Source organism: Dactylosporangium sp. CS-047395, from assembly GCF_050942185.1.
Taxonomy (GTDB): domain Bacteria; phylum Actinomycetota; class Actinomycetes; order Mycobacteriales; family Micromonosporaceae; genus Dactylosporangium.
The window spans coordinates 4,726,423-4,747,045 of the sequence record NZ_CP192015.1 but is presented as its reverse complement, the minus strand read 5'-3'; the positions used below and the strand labels follow the sequence as shown (position 1 = coordinate 4,747,045).

Annotated in this window: 20 protein-coding genes; 9 read left to right on the top strand and 11 right to left on the bottom strand. The window is 72.0% G+C overall.

All coding sequences use genetic code 11. The features are described 5' to 3' along the window. Positions 1-11 precede the first annotated feature (11 nt). The 4 genes from ACQP00_RS22285 (at position 12) to ACQP00_RS22270 (ending at position 5,054) form a co-directional block, all read left to right on the top strand. Positions 12-938: a hypothetical protein gene (locus tag ACQP00_RS22285; protein ID WP_433222005.1), complete on the top strand. Its 927-nt coding sequence runs from the start codon at positions 12-14 to the stop codon at positions 936-938. Continuing rightward, the gene (locus tag ACQP00_RS22280) at positions 935-2,137 is read left to right on the top strand and encodes a hypothetical protein (RefSeq protein ID WP_433222003.1); all 1,203 of its coding nucleotides are present in this window, start codon (positions 935-937) and stop codon (positions 2,135-2,137) included. The genes ACQP00_RS22285 and ACQP00_RS22280 overlap by 4 nt, the downstream gene beginning before the upstream one ends. After that, entirely contained in the window at positions 2,134-4,092 is a 1,959-nt protein-coding gene (locus ACQP00_RS22275) for a hypothetical protein (protein WP_433222001.1), read from the top strand. Before ACQP00_RS22280 ends, ACQP00_RS22275 begins: the two co-directional genes overlap by 4 nt. A gap of 98 nt (positions 4,093-4,190) precedes the next feature. Continuing rightward, positions 4,191-5,054, top strand: a complete 864-nt coding sequence (locus ACQP00_RS22270) for a Dyp-type peroxidase (RefSeq protein ID WP_433222000.1) — start codon at positions 4,191-4,193, stop codon at positions 5,052-5,054. On the opposite strand, the gene ACQP00_RS22265 is transcribed toward ACQP00_RS22270, so the two are convergent. Genes ACQP00_RS22265 through ACQP00_RS22250 form a run of 4 tightly spaced genes read right to left on the bottom strand, consistent with a single transcriptional unit; the run spans position 4,993 to position 8,421 of the window. Beyond that, the gene (locus ACQP00_RS22265) at positions 4,993-5,982 is read right to left on the bottom strand and encodes an aldo/keto reductase (protein ID WP_433221998.1); all 990 of its coding nucleotides are present in this window, start codon (positions 5,980-5,982) and stop codon (positions 4,993-4,995) included. The genes ACQP00_RS22270 and ACQP00_RS22265 overlap by 62 nt on opposite strands. A gap of 33 nt (positions 5,983-6,015) precedes the next feature. Further along, positions 6,016-6,642, bottom strand: coding sequence for a response regulator transcription factor (locus ACQP00_RS22260; protein WP_433221996.1), 627 nt, complete (start codon positions 6,640-6,642; stop codon positions 6,016-6,018). After that, entirely contained in the window at positions 6,643-7,368 is a 726-nt protein-coding gene (locus ACQP00_RS22255) for a sensor histidine kinase (protein WP_433221994.1), read from the bottom strand. It lies immediately after the preceding gene. A 42-nt stretch (positions 7,369-7,410) separates the two neighbouring features. Beyond that, complete coding sequence (locus ACQP00_RS22250) at positions 7,411-8,421, bottom strand: hypothetical protein (protein ID WP_433221992.1); 1,011 nt, start codon at positions 8,419-8,421, stop codon at positions 7,411-7,413. Positions 8,422-8,532: 111 nt separating this feature from the next. Between ACQP00_RS22250 and ACQP00_RS22245 the strand changes: the two genes are divergently transcribed. Continuing rightward, a complete protein-coding gene (locus ACQP00_RS22245; RefSeq protein ID WP_433221990.1) occupies positions 8,533-8,838 on the top strand; it encodes a hypothetical protein in 306 nt (101 codons plus the stop codon). Between the two features lie 138 nt (positions 8,839-8,976). Further along, positions 8,977-11,874 carry a CARDB domain-containing protein gene (locus ACQP00_RS22240; protein ID WP_433221988.1) on the top strand — a complete coding sequence of 966 codons (2,898 nt, stop codon included), beginning with the start codon at positions 8,977-8,979 and terminating at the stop codon, positions 11,872-11,874. Between the two features lie 28 nt (positions 11,875-11,902). On the opposite strand, the gene ACQP00_RS22235 is transcribed toward ACQP00_RS22240, so the two are convergent. The 4 genes from ACQP00_RS22235 to ACQP00_RS22220 are packed head-to-tail and all read right to left on the bottom strand — an operon-like array spanning position 11,903 to position 15,872. Further along, the gene (locus ACQP00_RS22235; RefSeq protein WP_433221986.1) at positions 11,903-12,664 is read right to left on the bottom strand and encodes an alpha/beta hydrolase family protein; all 762 of its coding nucleotides are present in this window, start codon (positions 12,662-12,664) and stop codon (positions 11,903-11,905) included. Positions 12,665-12,700: 36 nt separating this feature from the next. After that, the gene (locus ACQP00_RS22230; RefSeq protein ID WP_433221984.1) at positions 12,701-15,055 is read right to left on the bottom strand and encodes an ATP-binding cassette domain-containing protein; all 2,355 of its coding nucleotides are present in this window, start codon (positions 15,053-15,055) and stop codon (positions 12,701-12,703) included. A gap of 17 nt (positions 15,056-15,072) precedes the next feature. Then, positions 15,073-15,522: a pyridoxamine 5'-phosphate oxidase family protein gene (locus ACQP00_RS22225; protein ID WP_433221982.1), complete on the bottom strand. Its 450-nt coding sequence runs from the start codon at positions 15,520-15,522 to the stop codon at positions 15,073-15,075. Next, positions 15,519-15,872, bottom strand: a complete 354-nt coding sequence (locus ACQP00_RS22220) for a VOC family protein (protein WP_433221980.1) — start codon at positions 15,870-15,872, stop codon at positions 15,519-15,521. The genes ACQP00_RS22225 and ACQP00_RS22220 overlap by 4 nt, the downstream gene beginning before the upstream one ends. A 186-nt stretch (positions 15,873-16,058) precedes the next feature. Between ACQP00_RS22220 and ACQP00_RS22215 the strand changes: the two genes are divergently transcribed. Together ACQP00_RS22215 and ACQP00_RS22210 are read left to right on the top strand one after the other, a co-directional pair. Continuing rightward, complete coding sequence (locus ACQP00_RS22215; RefSeq protein ID WP_433221978.1) at positions 16,059-16,856, top strand: peptidase M23; 798 nt, start codon at positions 16,059-16,061, stop codon at positions 16,854-16,856. 106 nt (positions 16,857-16,962) lie between these two features. Then, the gene (locus ACQP00_RS22210; RefSeq protein ID WP_433221976.1) at positions 16,963-17,448 is read left to right on the top strand and encodes a GNAT family N-acetyltransferase; all 486 of its coding nucleotides are present in this window, start codon (positions 16,963-16,965) and stop codon (positions 17,446-17,448) included. Here the strand turns inward: ACQP00_RS22210 and ACQP00_RS22205 are convergent. After that, positions 17,415-17,804 (bottom strand): nuclear transport factor 2 family protein, encoded by a 390-nt coding sequence (locus tag ACQP00_RS22205; protein ID WP_433221974.1) that lies wholly within the window; start codon positions 17,802-17,804, stop codon positions 17,415-17,417. The two genes, ACQP00_RS22210 and ACQP00_RS22205, sit on opposite strands and share 34 nt — an antisense overlap. 14 nt (positions 17,805-17,818) lie before the next feature. Beyond that, entirely contained in the window at positions 17,819-19,225 is a 1,407-nt protein-coding gene (locus ACQP00_RS22200; protein ID WP_433221972.1) for an amidase, read from the bottom strand. A gap of 85 nt (positions 19,226-19,310) precedes the next feature. Here ACQP00_RS22200 and ACQP00_RS22195 point away from each other — a divergent pair, with 85 nt between their 5' ends. Continuing rightward, a complete protein-coding gene (locus ACQP00_RS22195) occupies positions 19,311-20,402 on the top strand; it encodes an IS630 family transposase (RefSeq protein ID WP_433207943.1) in 1,092 nt (363 codons plus the stop codon). Here ACQP00_RS22195 and ACQP00_RS22190 read toward each other — a convergent pair. After that, the gene (locus ACQP00_RS22190; RefSeq protein ID WP_433221970.1) at positions 20,399-20,614 is read right to left on the bottom strand and encodes a hypothetical protein; all 216 of its coding nucleotides are present in this window, start codon (positions 20,612-20,614) and stop codon (positions 20,399-20,401) included. The genes ACQP00_RS22195 and ACQP00_RS22190 overlap by 4 nt on opposite strands. Between the last annotated feature and the right edge of the window lie 9 nt (positions 20,615-20,623).

Below are 20,623 nucleotides of genomic sequence, written 5' to 3'. Positions count from 1 at the left end.
TACTTTGCTGCGTGACCCAGCCGATCACGGCGTACCGGTATGAGCGGGCCGAGCTCGCTCCGGGAGTGCTGGCTGACTGGACCGTCGACGACAACGCCGGTACGGCGACCGGAGCCTGCCCGGAATGCCGGGACACGACCACCCACGAACTGATCTCGACCGCGATCGCGCACTCGATCGCGCCGCCGGAGCAGACCGCGGCCGTCCAGCTCGTGCACTGCCGCTGCGACCAGACCCACGACGAGGGCCAGACCGCCCACCACAGCTGCGGCCGCTGGTGGCTGATGCGGGTCCGGCCGGAGGGGGTCGTCCCGCGGGTCGTGGAGGAACTCGGCGACACCCACCTCGCCGTCGCGCAGGCCCTCGCCGCCGCGCACGCGCACGACGAGAAGACCGTGCGGGGCGCCGCCGAGAAGTGGGTCGGCGGCGTGACGACGCTGCTCGGGCTGTTCGGCCTGAGCGGCATCGCGATCGGCAAGGACGCCACCAGCGGGCTCGGCGCCGTGGCCACCGGGCTGCTGGCCGGTTTCGTGCTCCTCGCGTTCATCGCGGGCGTGTCCGCCGTCGTCCGGTCCTACCTCGCCGCCTACGGCTGGCCCAAGCAGTTCGACGTGACGACGACGGACGGCCAGCGGACCTGGTTCGCGCGGCGGCTCACCAACACCGGCAACGCCGTCGACAACCTGCGGGAGGCCGTGGGGCTCGCCCTCGTCTGCGTCGTCGCGCTGGCCGCGGCGGTCGGCGTGCTCTGGTTCGGCGGATCGGCGCCGAAGCCGCAAGTCAGCGTCGTGCGGACGGACGACTCGAAGGTCTGCGGCGAGCTGCTCGACAGCCGCGACGCCGGGACGCTGCGGGTCCGCCGGTCCGACGGCACGGTCGAGCAGATCCCCGCCGCCGGCGTCAGCAAGCTCACCAGCGTCACCAGGTGCCCGGGATGAGCCCGGTCCCGACGCCCGGGGCGCGGCCCTGCCCGCACAGCGGCCGGAAGCTGCTGTACCACGCGTGCCCGGCACCCGGCGAGAGCGCGGCCGGGGTGCACGCGCTCGTCATCGGGATCAGCCAGTACGACCGCCGGCGGCGGGGCGGTGCGCAGGTGATGGCGAACCTGCCCGGGGCCGCGACCGCGGCGGCACGGTTCGCCCGGTTCGTGGCCGACGAGCTTCGCGATCCCACCGGCGTTCCGGTGCGCACGGTGCGGCTGCTGACGTCGCTCATGCCGGACCAGACGGTGCCTGACAGCGACGAGGCGTCCCTCGAGCAGGTGCAGTTCGCGCTGGACGACTGGGCCGAGGACTGCGACCGGCACCCGGGCAACGTCGCCGTCCTGTACATCGCCGGGCACGGGGTCGCGACCGCCCTCGACGCCCGCTGGGCGTTCCTGTCCCCCGCCGGAGCCACCGAGTCGCCGTACACGTTCGCGCTGAACCTGACCGCGATCAAGGCGAGCCTCGCCTTCTGCCGGGCGCGGTCGAACGTCTTCGTCTGGGACGTGTGCGCGCTGCGCGGCGAGGAGATCCCCGCGTACCGCACCGGGAACGTCGGCCTGACCGCGCCGGACCTCGGCGAGCGGAACCGGCCGGGCGCCGTGGACCAGGTGACGATCATGGCCAGGATGGGCACCCGGGCCTACTCCGGCTACGGGCGCGAGCACACGATCCTGTCCCGGGCGTTGATCGGCCTCGACGCCGCGGAGGCGCGCAACCGGCTGCTGCACACCGCGGGCGAACTGCTGACCGACGGGCAGTACGCGGTGACCGCCCGGCGCCTCGGCGAGCTGCTCCTCCCGGCCATGCGCAGGCTCAACCCGGCGATGACCGACGGCGAGGAACCGGTCGTCGACCCCCGGGATTCGGCCGCGGGCATCAACCGGCCGGAGCCGCCGCCGGAGTTCGCCGTCGAGCTGCGCTGGCAGCCCGGGCCGGGCGAGCCGCCGCTCGGCGTGACCATCGCCGGCCCCAACGGCGGCGACCCCATCTCGCGGACGATCGGCGCCGGCTTCAGTCTGGGCCTGGCCGCCGGCGAGTACCGGGTCACGGCGGTACGGCGCACCAGCGACGGCACCGAGCGCTCGTCGTTCGACCTGCGCGTCGACCGGGACCGGCGGATCAACGCGCTCGACGGGGCGGACGTGCCATGAGCCCGACCGTCGTGCGCTGGCAGACGCCCGTCACCGAGGGGGCCGTCCCGGCACGATTCGCGCCGGTCCGGATCACAGTCGGCGGACAAGTGCTGGTCGCGGCGGCCGGTGAGCCGGTCGACCTGCCGGACGGCCCGTTCGAGGCACGGGCCGACCTGCCGGGCTGTCTCCCGCTCGCCGTCCGGGGCGAGACGCTCCCCCCGGAGTTGTCCCTGAACCCGGAGGACCTGCGACGGGACCCGCTCGCGCCGTCCCAGGTCCCCGGCCCCCGCAAGCTGACGATCGCCGTCGTGCGGTTGCCGGGCGCGCCGCCCGGGGCGGCGTTCGAGGTCATCGCCGACCGGGCCGAGCTGCGCATCCGGCAGCATGCGGGTCTCCCGGCCGCGGCGGGGCTCCGGATCGCCTCGCCGGTCACGCCCTCACGCCTGCTGATGCTGCCACCGGCTGTGATGGCGGAGCCGTACCGGCTGGCCTGGTACCACTCGCCCGGCCGGACCCGGCGCCCGCGCGTCGAGCCGCTCGACGGGGGTGGCCTGCTGATCATGGAGTACCTGCTGGCCGGCAGCAACGACCTCGCCGCCGCGACGGCCCGCTCGGTGGACCGCGTCCGCGCCGAGGCCGACCCGCTGGCCTGGGTCGCCGCGTCGTACACGCAGCTGCTCATCGGCTACGCCTACGCGCTTGGCCACGACACGGACCGGCTCAGCGACTGGTGCCTGCGGACCGAGGCGGCCACCGGCCTCGGCGTCGACGGGGTGGTCCTGGCGGCCGAGGCCGCGTGGCAGCGGCGCGAGCCCGAGCTGGCCCGCCGGCTGCTCGCCCGGACGGCCGGTGCGGCCCAGCCGGCGGTGACGTTCGGCGGTGAGCTCGCCGTCCGGCTGGCCACCCTGCTCGCCGTCCGGGCCTACGGGCAGCAGCGGCCGTCCCGGGAGCGGGTTCGCCCCGACGCGGTGCTGGATGACCGGCTGGCCCGGATCAACACCGACGGGATGCGGGTGCTGTCGCGGACCGACCCCGGATCGGCCCTCCTGTCCGTCCCGCGCACCGGCATCCCCAGCCTCGACCTGAGCGGGGCGCGGTTCGGGGCCCGGCTGCGCTGGCGGGTGCGGTACGCCCTCACCCACTGGCGCCACACCACCGTCCGCGCGAACACGGTGCGCCTCCCGACCGGCCCGGCCGTCCAGGGGGCGGCCGTGGACTCAGGCGAGGCGAACCGCCGTACCGTGCTGGGCCGGATCGCGGCCGTCGCGCTACCCCTGACCGTCGGCACCCTGATCGCCGTCGTTCCCGACCTCACCCGGCTGACCGGCGCGGCCGGCCCGTGGTCCGTGCTGGGTGTCGCCGGGGCGTTGGCGCTGCTCGGCGCCGGGATCCTGAGCGCGGCCGGCGCGTTCCAACACAGGCTCCGGGCGGCCACCGCCCGCGTCGAGCGCATCGAGCTGCGGGCCCGGCGCGACCGGAGCGCGGCCGCCCGCGAGCGGGACCGGCCTGAGAAGACAGGAGCGGGCATGCCCAGTACACCAATGGCGGTATTGGCGTTCTGGAGGGACCATCGCGAGCAGGTCCGGCAGTACGAGCACCAGCGTGCGACGCTGACCAACGTCCTGCTGGTGATCACGGCCGGGCTGAGCGCCTTCATCGTCCAGCAGCACTTCGCGACCCGGACCGTCGCGGTCGCCGCGCTCATCGCCGCCATCGGCGTCTACGGTGCGCTCGGCAGCGCCAAGTACCACGAGCGGGCCACATATCACCTCGGTCAGGCCGGCGAACTGGCCAGGAGCCTGACCGACCTCAACGCGCTCGACGTCGAGGAACGTCTCGATGAGCGGCGGGCCGAGCACTTCAGCGCCTATCCGCGGCTGTATCGGCTCCGCCCGCTCTGGCTCTGGACCGGGCTGCATGTCGGCATCGCCGTGTACGGGCTGGTGCTCGTCGTCGTCGCGCTCGTGTCCTGAGGAGGCATATTCGGGGGGCGGCGGGGTAGCGAGCAGCGGTGTCGGAGGTCATGCCGCAGGCGGTACTCGGCCCGCTCACCCGATCCGCGCTGTTTCTCGTGGTCACCATCGACCGCGGGGGTGAGGCGCAGGTCCAGGACGCGCTCCCCGAGCTGGCCAAGCTCCAGCGCGCCGTCGGGTTCCGCGCCCAGGCCGGGCGGCTCAGCTGTATCACCGGCATCGGATCGGACGCCTGGGATCGGCTGTTCGTCGGCGGAAGGCCGGCCGGACTGCATCCGTTTCGAGAGCTACACGGGGTGAAACACCGCGCCGTCAGTACACCCGGGGACTTGCTCTTCCACATCCGGGCGCAGCGCCCCGATCTCTGTTTTGCGCTTGCCGCCGAAATCATGGCGTTGCTCCGCGGGGCGGTGACGGTGCGGGATGAGGTGCACGGGTTCAAGTACTTCGACATCCGTGATCTGCTCGGGTTCGTGGACGGCACCGAGAATCCGGTCGGGGCCGAGGCGAAACAAGCGGTGCTCGTCGGGGAGGAGGATGCGGCGTTCGCGGGTGGGAGTTATGTGATGGTGCAGAAGTATCTGCACGACCTCGAATCGTGGAACTCCCTTCCCGTTGAGGCACAGGAGGCGGTCATCGGGCGGACCAAGCTCGACGACGTCGAGCTCGATGATGCCGTCAAGCCCGCCGACTCGCATGTCGCGATGACGTGCGTGATTGACCCGGACGGGACCGAGCGGCACATTCTGCGGGACAACATGCCGTTCGGGCGGGTCGGGGACGGGGAGTTCGGGACGTACTTCGTCGGCTACTCCCGCACGCCCGATGTGACCGAGCGGATGCTGGAGCAAATGTTCTGTACCCCGAAGCACGACCGGATTTTGGACTATTCCACGGCCATCACCGGGTCGATGTTTTTCGCGCCCAGTGCGGCGTTCCTGGAGCGGCCGCGTACGGGCTAGCCCACTCGAAGTGATCCGCCGCGTCCAGGCGACGGATCTGCTCCTCGGTCAGCTTGAGGTCCATGGCGTCCAGCGCCGCGTCGAGCTGGTGCAGCTTCGAGCCGCCCAGCATCGGGCGCACGCCCCGCGAAACCAGCCAGGCGAGGACCACCTGGCCGCGCGTCGCGCCCGTCTCGACCGACACCGCGTCCAGGGCCGCCAGCCGCAGGGTGTTGCCCGGATGGTCGTACACATCCGGGATGGGCTTTGCGGGGTTGTCGTAGGCGCCGGACAACAGGGGCGTGTACGCCCACACCTCCAGGCCGTGCTCAGCCGCGTAGTCGGACTGTTCGTCGCTCAGCACGCCGAAGCGGTGCACGACGCCCGGCGGGAGCGTGCCCGGACGGGGGCGGAGATACGAGCCATTGAGCTGCAGCGCGTCGAACGGGCGGGCGCCGAGGGACAGGGCGTGGGCGCGGCCGCGTTCGGTCAGCCAAGCGGGGAAGTTCGAGACGCCCACGCGGTCCGCAGGAAGGGCAGCCAGGGCCTCGACGGTCTGCTCGATGGGCACCGAGCGGTCCTCCTGGTGCAGCCACAACAGGTCGACGCGGTCCAGGCCCAGGCGGTCCAGGCTGCCCGCGAACGCCGCCTGTACCGCGCGCGGCGACAACCCCTCGCGCCGGTCGGGCCAGGAGCCGGGCTCCAGGGGCTCGGCGCCCAGCTTGGTGGCGATGCGAACCCGCACGCCGGGGCGGGCGGCGAGCCAGCGGCCGAGGACCTGCTCGCTGTGCCCGCCGCGGCCGTCGGCACTGGCCCAGAAGGCGTAGCAGTCGGCGGTGTCGATCCACTCGCCGCCGCGTTCGACGAAGCGGTCGAGCAGGGCGAACGAGGTGTCCTCGTCGACGGTGGTGCCGAACATCATCGCGCCGAGCACGAGCGGGGTCGTCATGCCCCGAGCCTGGCACCTGGAGCGCGCTCCAGGTCAAGGGCCGGGACTGAGGTAGGTGAGGACGGCCATGACGCGGCGGTGGCGGTCGCCGGTGTCGGGGATGCGCAGTTTCTGGAAGATTGCCCGCATGTGGCTCTCGACCGTGCGCTCGGCGAGGTGCAGCCGGGCGGCGACGGCGGCGTTGGAGTGGCCCTCGGCGACCAGGGCGAGCACGTCGCGCTCGCGCCCACTGAGCAGGCGGGACGGGGCCAGCAGCGCGGCGACCACCTCGGGGTCGAGGGCGGAGCCGCCGGCCGCGACCCGGCGTACCGCGTCGAGGAAGTCGTCGACCCGCAGGACACGGTCCTTGAGCAGGTAGCCGAACCCGCCGGACGCGACCAGGTCCACCGAGTGGCGGGTCTCGACGTGCTGGGAGAGCAGGATCACCGGCAGCTTCGGGTGCGTCTCGCGCAGGCGGCGGGCGGCCCGGGCGCCGTCGTCGGTCATGTCCGGGGGCATGCGGATGTCGATGACGGCGAGGTCGAAGGGCTGCTCGTCGACGGCGCGCAGGAGGGCCTCGGCGTCGCCGACGGCGGCGGCGACCTCGTGGCCGGCCTCGGTGAGCAGGCGGACGATGCCCTCGCGGAACAGGACGGAGTCGTCGGCGAGCACGATGCGCATCTACGGGCTCCCGGGGATGTGGACCTGGACGCGGGTGCCGCCGCCGTGCGGGCTCTCGACGCTGACGCTGCCGCCCAGGGACGCCGCCCGGTCCCGCACGGCGGTCAGGTCGCCGGCGCCGCCGATGCCGTCGTCGGCGACGGACACCAGCAGGGCGCCGTCGTCGGTGGCGGCGACGGTGATCTCGGCCGAGGTGGCGTCGGCGTGCTTGAGGGCGTTGGTCCAGGCTTCGGCGATCGCGAAGTACACCGTGGTGGCCACTGACTCGGTGGTCCGGACGTCAGCGACGCTGACCCGCACCGGCAGCGGGGCGTCGGCGACCAGGGCGTGCACGGCGGCGGGCAGCCCGTCGTCGAGGCGGCTCGGGCGCAGACCGTGGGCGAGGCGGCGCAGTTCGGCGATGGTGGCCTCGAGCGCCTCGACGGCGAGGTCGAGGTCGCGGTGGGCCGGGCTGTCCGGGGCGAGGCCGCGCTGGGTGGAGCGCAGCCGCATGCCGACGCTGACGATCTGCTGCTGGGCGCCGTCGTGCAGGTCGCGTTCGAGCCGGCGGCGCTCGGCGGTGGCCGTCTCGACCAGGCGGGACCGGCTGTCGCGCACGTCGCGCAGGGCCGCGCGCAGCTCCAGGCGCAGCCGGCTGACCTCGATCGGCAGCCGGGCGGCCAGGGCGACCTCGCGGGCCCGGCGCAGGCGGCGGGCCGAGGTGCTCGACAGGACCAGTTCCCCCACGTCGGTACCGCCCGAGCGCAGCGGTACGACCCGGTCGGGATCCTAGAACGCGTCCTTCTCGCCGCCCGGGACCCACAGCACCAGCCGCAGGCCCGGGTCGCCGAGGACCTCGCGGAACACCGCCTCGGCGTCCTCGGGCTGGGCCTCGCCGTCGCGCACCTGCTGCACGAACCGCTGCACCCGGACATCGCCGACATAGCGGTCGCGGTCGACGAACCGGCCGACGAGCGCGTCGATCCGCCGGTGCAGCGGCAGCAGCACCAGGGCGGTGGCGAACGCGGCGCCGGTCGCCTCGCCGACGAGCGTCACGACGAGGGCGAAGATCCCGGCCGAGGCGGCGGTGGTGAGCAGCCACGCGAGCGTCGAGCCGAGGAGCCGGTCGATGTCGAGCAGGTCATGCTTCAGTACCGCCACCACGATCGCCGCCGGCAGGGCGAGCAGCAGCGCGGCGAAGAGGCCCAGGTACGCGACGTCCGGCGGGGCTCCGAGGGCCTGGGCGACCCACCCGGCGGCCTGCAGGATCGGGACGGTCAGGGCGCCGAGCATGAGCCAGCGCACCTGCTGCCGGGTGGTCTCGTCGCCCCGGCGGTAGTGCAGGACGAGCACGGTGACGGCGGTGCCGAGCACGGCCAGGACGACGAGGTAGCCGGAGAGGGCCAGTGGCAGCCAACCCCCGAATGACAGCAGCGTCTGGACGAGGACTCCGGCGGCCGGCCCGGCCCAGGCAACGAACCGCCAGCGCCGGCCGGCGGGCAGCCCGGACGGGAAGACCAGGCACAGCGCGACGAACCCGGCCAGGTTCCAGACCCAGGCGTTCTCCCCGAACGTCCCCCACGTCTCGACCCAGAACACGGCGGCGGGAGCGGCCCCGACCCAGGCGAGCGCGGGGCCGACGGGGCTGAACCGGACCCGGACCCCGAGCAGCGCGCCGGCCGCCACCGGGACCCCGAGCAGCACCGCGATCACCGCCGTGGTCGCCGGCCCGTCGTCGACCGCGGCGAACTGCCCGGCCACGCCGGCCAGGTAGACCACGACGGGCAGCAGGACCGGCACCGGATCATCATGGCCGACATCGGGCCCGGAGGTCATCAGTGCCAGCACGCACCGCCGTTTCAGTACCGGCCGGGAAGTGCCGGGGCCGGTGCGCGCGGAGCATTTCGGGGCATGGAACTCATCCTCATGATCCTGCTGCCGTTCCCGATCGGCTTCCTCGTCAAGCACCGCCTCGCGGCGTTCGTGGCGTACATCGCGGTGCACAACTTCGTGTTCACGTTCCAGACGGCGGAGCTGCTGGCCGCCTGGACCAAGGGCGACACCTCGGCGTTCCCGGCCGATACGACCGGGTTCGCGATGTTCCCGTACGCCGCGGTCAACGCGGTCATCTTCGCGGTCGGCCTCGGCCTGGTGTGGCTCGGCCACCGGCTCGGGACCAAGCGCCGCGAGCGGCGGACGGTCGACCTCGCCGCCTGAACAAAAAACCGCCTGAACAAAAATCCGGTCTGACCAGAGGAATGGCGCAAAGCCGACAACGCCGCATCAGGCCGGCCCCGGGGTGATCCGTCCGGGGTCGGTTGTTCTTTCACCACACACCCGAAATGCGGTGGGCACATGCGCAAGACACACATCTTCCTCGCGGCGCTGCTGTGCGTAGTCTGGGTCGCGGCGTCCGCGCCCGGACCGGCCTTCGCGGCCGACACGGTCCAGCTGACCGTCAGCCTGTACCGCGTCCAGGAACTGCACTGCGACGAGGGCGACGGGGAGTCGTGCGGCAACGACTACTACCCGAAATTCGAGCTCGACGGCCAGGGGCTGTACGACGGCAGCGACGACTTCTGCTGCGCACACGGCTCGGACTTCAACACCAACTGGACGCGCACGGCGACGGTCGACATGAGCCACAACCCGGTCGACATCCACCTCGAGCTGTGGGACCAGGACGACGCCAGCCAGGACGACGTCATCCACTGGGTCAACGGCGGGGACTACCTCGACCTGAAGTTCGACCTGAACACGTGCATCTTCACCGGCGGGAACCTGACCACGCAGCAGGGCGCGAATCTGCCGACCCTCGCCGGGGTCAGCGAGGGCAGCGGCGCCGACTCCGCCCGCGGGTACTTCTCGATCACCACCCCGGCGTGCCTGGACCTGGCGAAGACGACCGACAGCGACGGCGACGGCATCATGAACGCCTGGGAGACGCCGGGGCGCGGGCTGGACGTCAACAACGACGGCACCGTGGACCTGGCGCTGGGCGACGCGCCGTACAACGCCACGCCGTGGCGCAAGGACCTGTTCGTCGAGGCCGACTGGATGCAGGGGCACAAGCCCGACGCGAACGTGCTGCCGGACGTGGTCAAGGCGTTCAACGACGCACCGATCGACCCGAAGGGCAACACCGGCACGGACTTCGTCGGCATCAACCTGCACGCCTCGCTGGACGAGGAGATGCCGGTGGTCTTCGAGGTGAAGTTCTCCTCCGACGGGCCGGGGCTCGAGGACGACTTCAACGACCTCAAGGCGGGCAACCCGGTCGTGATGACGGCCGGCGCCTGCAGCGGGCACTTCGGCACCGCGGCCGACCGGGCCAGCCCGAACTGCGTGAACATTCTCAACGCCAAGCGCCAGGTGTACCGCTACATGATCTTCGCCAACAGCTACAGCGAGAGCAAGCGGTCCTCGGGCCGGGCCGAGTACGACTCGACGGCCACGGCCAGGGGCGGCAACGACTTCATCGTGACGCTCGGCTCGGCCTGGGACGCCGACGACATCGCCCGCGCCGGCGGCAAGCGGGTCGCCGAGGCCTCGACGTTCATGCACGAGTTCGGGCACACGCTGGGCCTCGGGCACGGCGGCAACGAGGACATCAACTGCAAGCCGAACTACCTGAGCATCATGAACTACACGCTGCAGTTCCCGACGTACGACACCGCCCGCCCGATGGACTACGCCAGCGCGGCCCGCGGCACGGCGCTGCTGACCAAGCTCGACGAGGGGCACCTGGACGAGACCAAGGGCGTCTACAACAACCCGAACCGCAACCTGGTCTACGCGGTCGGTGGCAAGGAGCGGGTCGTCCCGGCCACGAACGTCAACACGGACTGGAACGGCATCAACGGTTCCGGCGAGACCGACGTCGCCGTGCCGGACATCAACTGGTTCGAGGCCAAGGGCGACGCCTGCCCGAAGGAGTCGGCGCCGCAGCAGTACAGCGGCTACGACGACTGGGCGGGCCTGCAGTACAACCCGCGGCTGAACACGACCTACTTCGCCGACGGCGACCGGCCCGGCGGCCCGGAGGAGCTGACCGTCGACGACCTGCGCCGGATGACGCAGAAGGCGGACCTGGCGGTCACCAAGACGGCCGACCAGGCCACGGCGACCGGCGGCGACACGCTCACGTACACGGTGGGCGTGCGCAACCTGGGCCCCGGCCCGGCGTCCGGCATCACGCTGACCGACACCATGCCCGACGGCACGGTCCAGAAGCGCACCCTCGCCGACCTGGGCAACGGGGCATCCACCACGGTGGCGCCGAAGTTCAGCTACCTGGTGCCGTGCGGGACCGCGGACGGCACGACGCTCACGAACCGGATCAGCGTCGACGGTACCGACAGTGCCGGCATTCCCGACCCGCTGCGCAGCGACAACACGGCCAGCGCGACAACGGTGGTCCGCGCGCCGAAGCTGACGGTCCGGGCGAGCGCCACGCCCACCGCGGACGCCGCCGCCCCGATCACCGAGACGATCGTCTACGCCAACACCGGCGGCGGCGCGGCCTCCGGCGTGGCGGTCACCGCGACCGTCCCGGCCGGCCTGTACTACAGCACCGCCCTCGACCAGGGCACCGGCCCGAAGCCGAGCACGGTGACGCTCAACGCCGACGGCAGCCGGGCCCTGACCTGGAACGTGGGCACGGTCCCGGCCAACTCCGGCGACCGGACCATCACGTTCACCGCCCGGTCCAGCCTGCTGGCCGCGACCGGCACGGCGTACCCGGTGAACTCGGCCGTGCGCTACAGCAACGCGACCGCGGCGTGCACGTTCACGCCGGTGACCGCGGCGGCCACCACCACCCTGGCGGTGACCCCGTCGACCCGCAACGCGGTGAACCTGGCCTGGTGGACGCTGCACCCGTCGGCGTGGACGCCGGAGCTGCTGGCCCGCATCCAGGCCACCGACCAGCGCTACGACACCAACAAGGACGGCGCGCTGTCCACGGCCGAGGCCTCCGCGGCGTACCGCCTGGACGTGTTCAACCCGGTCCGCAGCCTGCTCGGCCAACAGTTGCTCACCACGTACTTCAACCTGGCGAGCAAGCGCGTCAACGCGGCGACGGCGATCCGGTCCGTCAACGCGAGCCTGCTGCACCTGACCACGGTCGGCGGCGCCGTCACCTACGCGAGTGACACCATCGCGCTGCCGGTGAACATCAGCACGACCCTGCGCTACACCCAGATCACCGCCGTCCTCGACGGGATCAACAACAACATCATCGAGGTGTACTGACCGATCGCCCACCCGCCCCGCCGGCCGCTCAGGCCGGCGGGGCGGTGGTGCGCAGGTAGTCGTCGACGGCCTTGGTCGCCTCGGGGGCGCCCTCGGCGGTGATGGTGAGCAGCGCCGTGCCGTGCAGGCCGCCCTCGACCAGGACGAGCTTGCGGTTCTGGCCGGGGGTGGCGTCGTGCATCGCCTGCGCGGTGTCGGCGAAGCCGGTGTCGAACTTGGCCGCGACGTACAGCACCGGCGCGGTCAGCTTCGGCACCGCGTCCAGGGCGCTCTCTCCGCCATAGCTGGAGGGCCCGGAGAGGCTGATGACCGCGTCCGGCGGCGGCGTCATGGTGGCCGCCGCGATCAGGCTGGCCGTCGCGCCGCGGGAGGCGCCGATCAGCACCACCTTGCCGGGGCCGCCGGTGCGGGCGTACGCGGCCGCGGCGGCCACGTCGTCGGAGTTCTTGCCGGTGTCGGCGCGGCGGGAGGTGCCCTCACCGTTGAAGTCGAAGGCGAGCACCCGGTACCCGGCGGCCGCCTTGGCCTTGGCCCACGACAGCCACGAGCAGCCGGTGGCGCTGGCCTGCGGGGCCAGCACGAGCGTGACGCCGCCGGTGCCGATCAGGTAGCCGCCGAGTTCGGCCCCGGTCTTACCGGGGAAGCGCACCGCCTTGCCGGCGAGCTCCGGGTCGCCGCACACCGCTTCAGCCGTCGTCGGCGCGGTCGTCGGCGCGGGACCGGACGGTTTCGCGGTCGACGCGCAACCGGCGAGGAGCAGGACGCAGCAGACCCCCGAGAAAAGACGCATATTGATCTGATGCACCGCACCGGTGGTTCGGTTGCATCACCGGCGGACGTAATCCGCCAGATGCTCGCCGGTCAGCGTCGACCTCGCCGCGACCAGGTCGGCCGGGGTGCCCTCGAACACGATCCGGCCGCCGTCGTGGCCGGCGCCGGGGCCCAGGTCGATGATCCAGTCGGCGTGGGCCATGACCGCCTGGTGGTGCTCGATGACGATCACCGACTTGCCGCTGTCGACGAGCCGGTCGAGCAGGCCCAGCAACTGTTCCACGTCGGCGAGGTGCAGGCCGGTGGTGGGCTCGTCGAGGACGTACAAGCCGCCCTTGTCGGCCATGTGGGTGGCCAGTTTCAGCCGCTGCCGCTCGCCGCCGGACAGCGTGGTGAGCGCCTGGCCGATGCCGAGATAGCCCAGCCCGACGTCGGCGAGCCGCCGCAGGATCGCGTGCGCCGCGGGCAGTTTGGCCTCCCCCGTGGCGAAGAACGCCTCCGCCTCGGTCACCGGCATGGCCAGCACCTCGCTGATGTCCTGACCGCCCATCTTGTACTGCAGGACGCTCGCCTCGAACCGCTTGCCCTCGCACTCCTCGCACACGGACGACACGCCGGCCATCATGCCGAGATCGGTGTAGACGACCCCGGCGCCGTTGCAGGTCGGGCAGGCACCCTCGGAGTTCGCGCTGAACAGGGCCGGCTTCACCCCGTTGGCCTTCGCGAACGCCTTGCGGATCGGCTCGAGCAGGCCGGTGTACGTCGCCGGGTTGCTGCGCCGCGACCCGCGGATCGGGCTCTGGTCCACCGCGACGACTCCCGCCGCGGCCGGGATGGACCCGTGCAGCAGCGAGCTCTTGCCGGAGCCGGCGACGCCGGTGACCACGGTCAGTACACCCAGGGGAATGTCGACGTCGACGTCGCGCAGGTTGTGCGTGTTGGCGCCGCGGATCGGCAGCGTGCCGGTCGGCTCGCGGACGGCGGGTTTGAGGGCGACCCGGTCCGCGAGGTGCCGGCCGGTCGCGGTGTCGCTGCCGCGCAGCTGCTTGACGGTGCCGGTGAAGCAGATCTGGCCGCCCGCCGCGCCGGCGCCGGGGCCGAGGTCGACGACGTGGTCGGCGATCGCGATCGTCTCCGGCTTGTGCTCGATGACGAGGACCGTGTTGCCCTTGTCGCGCAGCTGCAGCAGCAGGTCGTTCATCCGCGCGATGTCGTGCGGGTGCAGGCCGATCGTCGGCTCGTCGAACACGTAGGTGATGTCGGTCAGCGACGAGCCGAGATGCCGCACGAGCTTGACCCGCTGGGCCTCGCCGCCGGAGAGCGTGCCGGCCGGGCGGTCGAGCGAGAGGTACCCGAGGCCGATCTCGACGAACGAGTCCAGCGAGTGCCGCAGCCCCTCCAGCAGCGGCGCCACCGACGGCTCGTCGAGCGCGCGCACCCACTCGGCCAGGTCGCTGATCTGCATCGCGCAGGCGTCGGCGATATTGATCCCCTTGACCTTGCTCGATCGCGCGCCCTCGGCCAGCCGGGTGCCGCCGCACTCGGGGCAGGTCTGGAACGTGACCGCGCGTTCGACGAAGGCGCGGATGTGCGGCTGCATCGCCTCGACGTCCTTGGACAGCATCGACTTCTGGATCTTCGGGATCAGCCCCTCGTAGGTGAGGTTGATCCCGTCGACCTTGATCTTCGTCGGCTCCTTGTGCAGGAAGTCGCTGAGCTCGCGCTTGGTGTACTTCTTGATCGGCTTGTCCGGGTCGAAGTAGCCGCAGCCGGTGAAGATGCGGCCGTACCAGCCGTCCATGCTGTAGCCGGGGACCGTGATCGCGCCCTCGTTGAGCGACTTGTCCGCGTCGTACAGCTGGGTCAGGTCGAGATCGGTGACCGAGCCGCGGCCCTCGCAGCGCGGGCACATGCCGCCGGTGCGGCTGAACGTGACCTTCTCGGTCCGTGCGTTGCCGCGCTCCACGGTGACCGCGCCGCTCGCCCGCACCGACGGGACGTTGAACGAGAACGCGTTCGGCCCGCCGATGTGCGGCTTGCCGAGCCGGCTGAACAGGATGCGCAGCATCGCGTTGGCGTCGGTGGCCGTGCCGACCGTCGAGCGCGGGTCGGAGCCGATCCGCTGCTGGTCGACGACGATCGCGGTGGTCAGCCCCTCGAGCCGGTCGACCTCCGGCCGGGCCAGGGTGGGCATGAAGCCCTGCACGAACGCGCTGTACGTCTCGTTGATCATCCGCTGCGACTCGGCGGCGATCGTGCTGAACACCAGCGAGCTCTTGCCCGAGCCGGAGACCCCGGTGAACACGGTCAGGCGGCGCTTCGGCAGCTCGATGCTGACGTCCTTGAGATTGTTCTCGCGCGCGCCGTGCACGCGGATCAGGTCATGGCTGTCAGCAGCGTGCTTGCCCATCTCGTCTCCCGTTCGTCCTAAAGCCAGTTGCCGTCGCGCATGATGTCCCGGCCGCGCAGCTCGTTCTCCTCGCGCCAGGCCTGCACGCGGCGCGGGGTGATGCGGAACCAGCGGTACCGGTCGCCGAGCTCGCGCGGGTCGAACCCGGAGCGTGCGGCGAACCGGTCGCCGGCCTCCTCGGGCAGCGCGTCGATCGCGAGCACCTCGACGTCGCCGTCGATCATGTTCACGTCCCGGACGAGCCCGAGCCCCAGCCGTACCCGGCCCGACGCGATCAGATTACGGCCGGTCGGGCTGTCCGCCGAGGTGGCGATGAGCAGCGCGGCGCCGTCCCAGTCGAAGGACAGCGGCACCAGGTACGGCACGCCGTCGCCCGACGCGGTCGCGACCCACAGGTCGACGTCCTGGCCGAGCCGGGCGCGGGTGTCGTCCTGGCGCTGCTGCCGCGAGCGCGGTTCGGGGTTCACTGCGGGTCTTGGAGCAGGCCGAGCACGTTGCCGTCGGCGTCCGTCACGGTCGCCACGAGCCGCCCGTGTCCGACGTCGCGGGCCTCCTGCTTGACGGTCCCGCCGGCCGCGGTCACCTCGGCGATCTTGCCGGCGATGTCGGTGACGTGCCAGTACGACACCGGCACGGTCTCCCCGGCCCCGCCCGGCACGAGCCCGATGTGCTGGCCGGCCACGTCGTAGCCCACGTAGTACGCCGAGTCGGTCTGCGGCTCGATGCCCAGCAGCGCGGTGTAGACCGCCTTGGCCTTCGCCACGTCCGACACGGGGTGCAGCACGGTCTTGATGCCCAGGTTCTCGATGTCTGTCATGCCGAGAAGCCTATGGGTGGCCCGGACCTCGTGCTTCTTGATTCCTGATCGTTGCTGTCGGTAGCCATGCGGCCATCATGCCGGGTGCACCGGGCGGCCCGGCCGTTTTCGCCCCGCGCCGAGCGGACCGGGTCCCACCAGCGGTTATGGTCGCGCGTTGTTCGTGGACAGTTCTGAGGTACCCCCATGCAGCACCGCTCGCACCACCGCCGCGGCCGTCATGCGGCTCCCCGCCGGGGCGTCACCGGCCGGTACACGGCTGTCGTCGCCGTCGTGCTCGCGGCCGTCGCCGGCGTGCCGCTGCTGTTCGATGACCCCGGCTCCCCGCACAACCCGGCCACGGCCGCGGCGTCGGCGGGGTCCGCACCGGGCGCCGAGAACCGGATCGCCGAGGCCGAGCGCCGCGCCTCCCGGTCCGAGCCGCGCACGCCCGACACGCCCGGCACGCCCAGCCGTTCTGCTTTGCCGACACTGACACCGACACCGAAGAAGTCTTCTGCGACCGCCGCTCCTCCTCCATCACCTCCTCCGGCGTCCACCACCACCCCCTCGGTGACCCCGAGCGCCCCGGCCGGCGCGATCGAGATGGCCAATGCCGCCACGATCGTCGAAGCCGGACAGCAGCTCGGCCTGCCCAGCAGCGCCTACGTCGTGGCCGTCGCCGCCGCGCTGCAGGAGTGCGACCTGCACAACCTGGCCAACGCGGCGGTACCCGAGTCGCTCGACCTGCCCAACGAGGGCCTGGCCACCGACGGCGCCGGGCTCGGGCTGTTCCAGCAGGACACGGACCGGGGCACCGTCGCGCAGCTGATGGACCCGGCCGCGGCCGCGGGCCTGTTCTACGCCGCGCTCGCGCAGGTCGACGGCTGGGAGCAGCTGCCGGTCGGCGCGGCCGCGCAGGCGGTGCAGGGGGCGGCGAGCCCGGACGGGTACGCCGCCCGGCAGGACCTAGCCGAGCGGATCGTCGCCGCCGCCACCCCGTAGCCGCTCGCACGACGTCACGCATGGTGGTGACGACATACCCGCGCGTGACGAATGGCCTGGCGACGGCCGCGGCATCGCGAGCGGGGCAGCCCGATAGGCTCGGGCCGTGCCTGAACTGCGGCCCCTGCGGGCCGACGACGCCCCGGCGGTGCTGGCCTTCGAGCTGGCGAACCGCGCCTGGTTCACCGTCACCATCTCCGACCGCGGCGACGAGTACTTCGAGCAGTTTCCCGACCGCCACCGCGCCGCCCTGGCCGAGCAGGAGGCCGGCGAGTGCGCCTTCTACCTGCTCGTGGCCGAGGACGGCGCGATCCTGGGCCGGTTCAACCTCTACGATCTCGCCGGCGGCGCGGCGAACCTCGGCTACCGGGTCGGGCAGGACTTCGTCGGCCGCGGCCTGGCGACCGCGGCCGTCCGCGAACTGTGCGCTCTGGCAGCGAGCGAACACGGGCTGCACACCCTGCGGGCGGCCACCTCACCGACGAATGTCGCCTCGCAGCGGGTACTGCTCAAATCCGGCTTCGTCCCGGCCGGCCCGTCCGAGATCGGGCTCGCGTTTCAGCGTGACGTGACGACCGCCGTGTCGGCGTAGAGCTGGACCCGCACGATCCGCCCGCCCGCGAGCCCGAACAGCCACAGGTTCTGGAAGACCACGGGCCGGCCGGTCGCGCGGGGCACGGCGGTGTTGGTGAGCCGGGCGATGACGTGGTCGTCGGCGGCGAGCACCTCGTCGACCGCGATGTCGAACGACGACCAGACCGGCCCGCTGCCCGGGCTGTGCGCGAAGAAGTCGTCGAACGCGGCGCGGCCGGTGTAGACGCCGCCGTACGGCAGGGTGGCGGGCAGCGTCAGCACGACGTCGTCGGCGAGCATCGGCAGGATGGGGCCGCGCTCGTTGTCGCGGAACAGGCGGGTGACGGCGTCGGTCAGGTCGGCCTTGCTGTACATGCGGCGTCCTTCGGCTACAGGGCGGGGTGCTGGTCGCGGACCGGGCTCAGCGATTCGAGCAGCGCGGCCACGCGCAGGATGGTGGACTCGGCGTGCCACTGGGCGACGAGCTGCACGCCGATCGGCAGGCCGTCGCCGGTGGTGCCGAAGCGCATGGACAGCGCGGGGAGCCCGGTGAGGTTGAACGGTACGGTCGTCGAGCTCACGTGGAACGCGCCGACCGTCCGGCCGTCGACGGTGAACGTGCCGAGCCCGTGCGCGTGTGCGGGGATCGTCGTGACCGGGAGCAGCAGCAGGTCGTACTGGCGGAAGTAGTCCGCGAAGCCGTCCCGCAGGCGCTCCACGCCCTCCTCGGCGTCGACGTAGTCCACTGTGGACGTGTCAGGCGTGCCGAGCAGGGTCCTGGAGTACGCGAACATCTGCTCCTCGCGCCCGGCGGTGACCTCGCGGACGGGCGGCTTCATCTCCATGACGTGCTGGCGGGCGAACAGGTCGAGCGGGTTGTCGCGCTCGAGGGCCGGGATGTGCACGGCCTCGACCCGGAGGCCGGCGTCCCGCAGCGCGCCGGCGGCCGCCTCGACCGTGGCCGCGACCTCGGCGTCGACCGGTCCGAGCCCGGAGTCGACCAGCCAGCCGACGCGGAGCTGCCGCACGGGTGCGGTGCCCAGGCCGGTGTCGTAGTCGCTCGCCACGCCGGAGAAGCCGTCGGCGCCGTCGGGCCCGGCCCGCAGGCCGTACGCGAGGGCGAGGTCACGGATGGAACGGGCCATCGGTCCGGCGTGCCAGTCGCGGCGCGGCTCCCGGGGCCAGATCCCGGTCATCGGCACGCGCCCGTGCGTCGCCTTGAGGGCGGCGATCCCGGTGTCGGCGGCGGGCCCGCGCAGCGAGATGGACAGGTCGCTGCCGAGCCCCAGCGGCGACATCCCGGCCGCGATCGCCGCGGACTCCCCGCCGCTGGACCCGCCGGAGGACCGGTTCAGGTCCCACGGGTTGTTGGTCCGGCCGGTGAGGAGGTTGTCGGACTCGATCCAGTACGAGAACTCGGGCAGGTTGGTCTTCGCCAGCAGGATCGCCCCGGCCCGCTTCATCCGCGCCACGGCGGTCGCGTCGGTCTCCGGCACCCGCCCGGCGAAGATCGGCGACCCGCGCTGGGTCGCCACCCCGGCGGTGTCGAACGAGTCCTTGGCGGTGAAGGGCACGCCGTGCAGCGGCCCGACATCGGCACCACCGGCAAGCTCCCGATCGGCCCGCTCGGCGGCGTCCAGCGCGCCGTCGGCGAGGGTGACGATCGCGTTGGTACGGCCATTCACCGCCTCGATGCGATCGAGGTGGGCCCGCACCACCTCGGCGGAGGACGCTTGTCCGGTGCGGATCAGCTCGGCGAGCGCGGTCGCGTCGGCGTACGTGAGGTCGGTACCCATGCCGTGGACCTACCCTCAGATCGAGGTCGTAATGAGCGCTAGTGTCCTGAGTCGTTAAATCGTCGTCAGTGGGTACAGGTGTGTTATGCCGTTGCCGACAGCAGTACCGATCGTGCTTACTGATGACGAGCGAGAGCAGTTGCTAGCGTGGTCGCGTCGTCCCTCGAGTGCGCAGGCCCTGGCGTTGCGGTCGCGGGTGGTCCTTGCCTGCGCGGCTGCCGGCGGGGCCGCGAACGGGCAGATCGCCGAGGAACTCGGCGTTTCGCGTAGCACGGTGACGAAGTGGCGGAACCGGTTCGCCGGTGATCGGCTCGACGGCCTGCTGGACGAGCCGCGGCCCGGCCGGCCCCGCACGATCGCCGACGCTGATGTAGAGCGGGTGATCACCACAACCCTCGAGACGACACCGAAGGACGCCACGCACTGGTCGACCCGCTCGTTGGCTGCTGAGGTCGGTCTGTCGCAGACCGCGATCTCACGGATCTGGCGGGCGTTCGGATTGCAGCCGCACCGGCAGGACGCGTGGAAACTGTCGAAGGACCCGCTGTTCATCGACAAGGTCCGTGATGTCGTCGGGCTGTACCTCGATCCGCCGGAACGCGCCGTGGTGTTGTGCGTGGACGAGAAGTCGCAGATCCAAGCACTGGACCGCACCGCCCCGGTCCTGCCGATGCTGCCCGGCACCCCGGCCCGCGCCACCCACGACTACGTCCGGGCCGGCACCTCAAGCCTCTACGCCGCCCTCGACCTGGCCACCGGCCAGGTGATCGGCTCCCTCCATGCCCGGCACCGCGCGATCGAGTTCAAGAAGTTCCTCCAGACCCTCGACCGGCAGGTCCCGGCGGACCTGGACGTGCACGTGGTGCTGGACAACGCCTCCACCCACAAAACCCCGACCATCAAGCGCTGGCTGACCGCCCACCCGCGGTTCGTCCTGCACTTCGTCCCGACCAGCGCATCCTGGCTCAACCTCGTCGAACGCTGGTTCGGGGAACTGACCACCAAGAAACTCCAACGCGGCACTCACCGCACCGTCCGCGCCCTCAACACCGACATCCGCGCCTGGATCGAGGCCTGGAACAACAACCCAAAGCCCTATGTCTGGACCAAGACCGCCGACCAGATCCTCGAATCCATCGCCCGCTACTGCACACGCATTAACGACTCACGACACTAGGCCTCCTCGTCCAGCTCCATCAGGATGTCGGCCGCATCCTGGTTGCCGGCGGCGGCCAGGCGGCGCAGCTCGTCGAGATCCTCGCGCTCCTGGGCGAGCTCGACGAGCTGGTCCTCGGCGGTGCGGCTCCCGGCGGCGGCCAGGCAGCGCAGCTCGTCCAGGTCGCCGCGCTCGGCCGCCAACTCGATCCGCTGGTCGATGTCGTCACTCATACATGCACC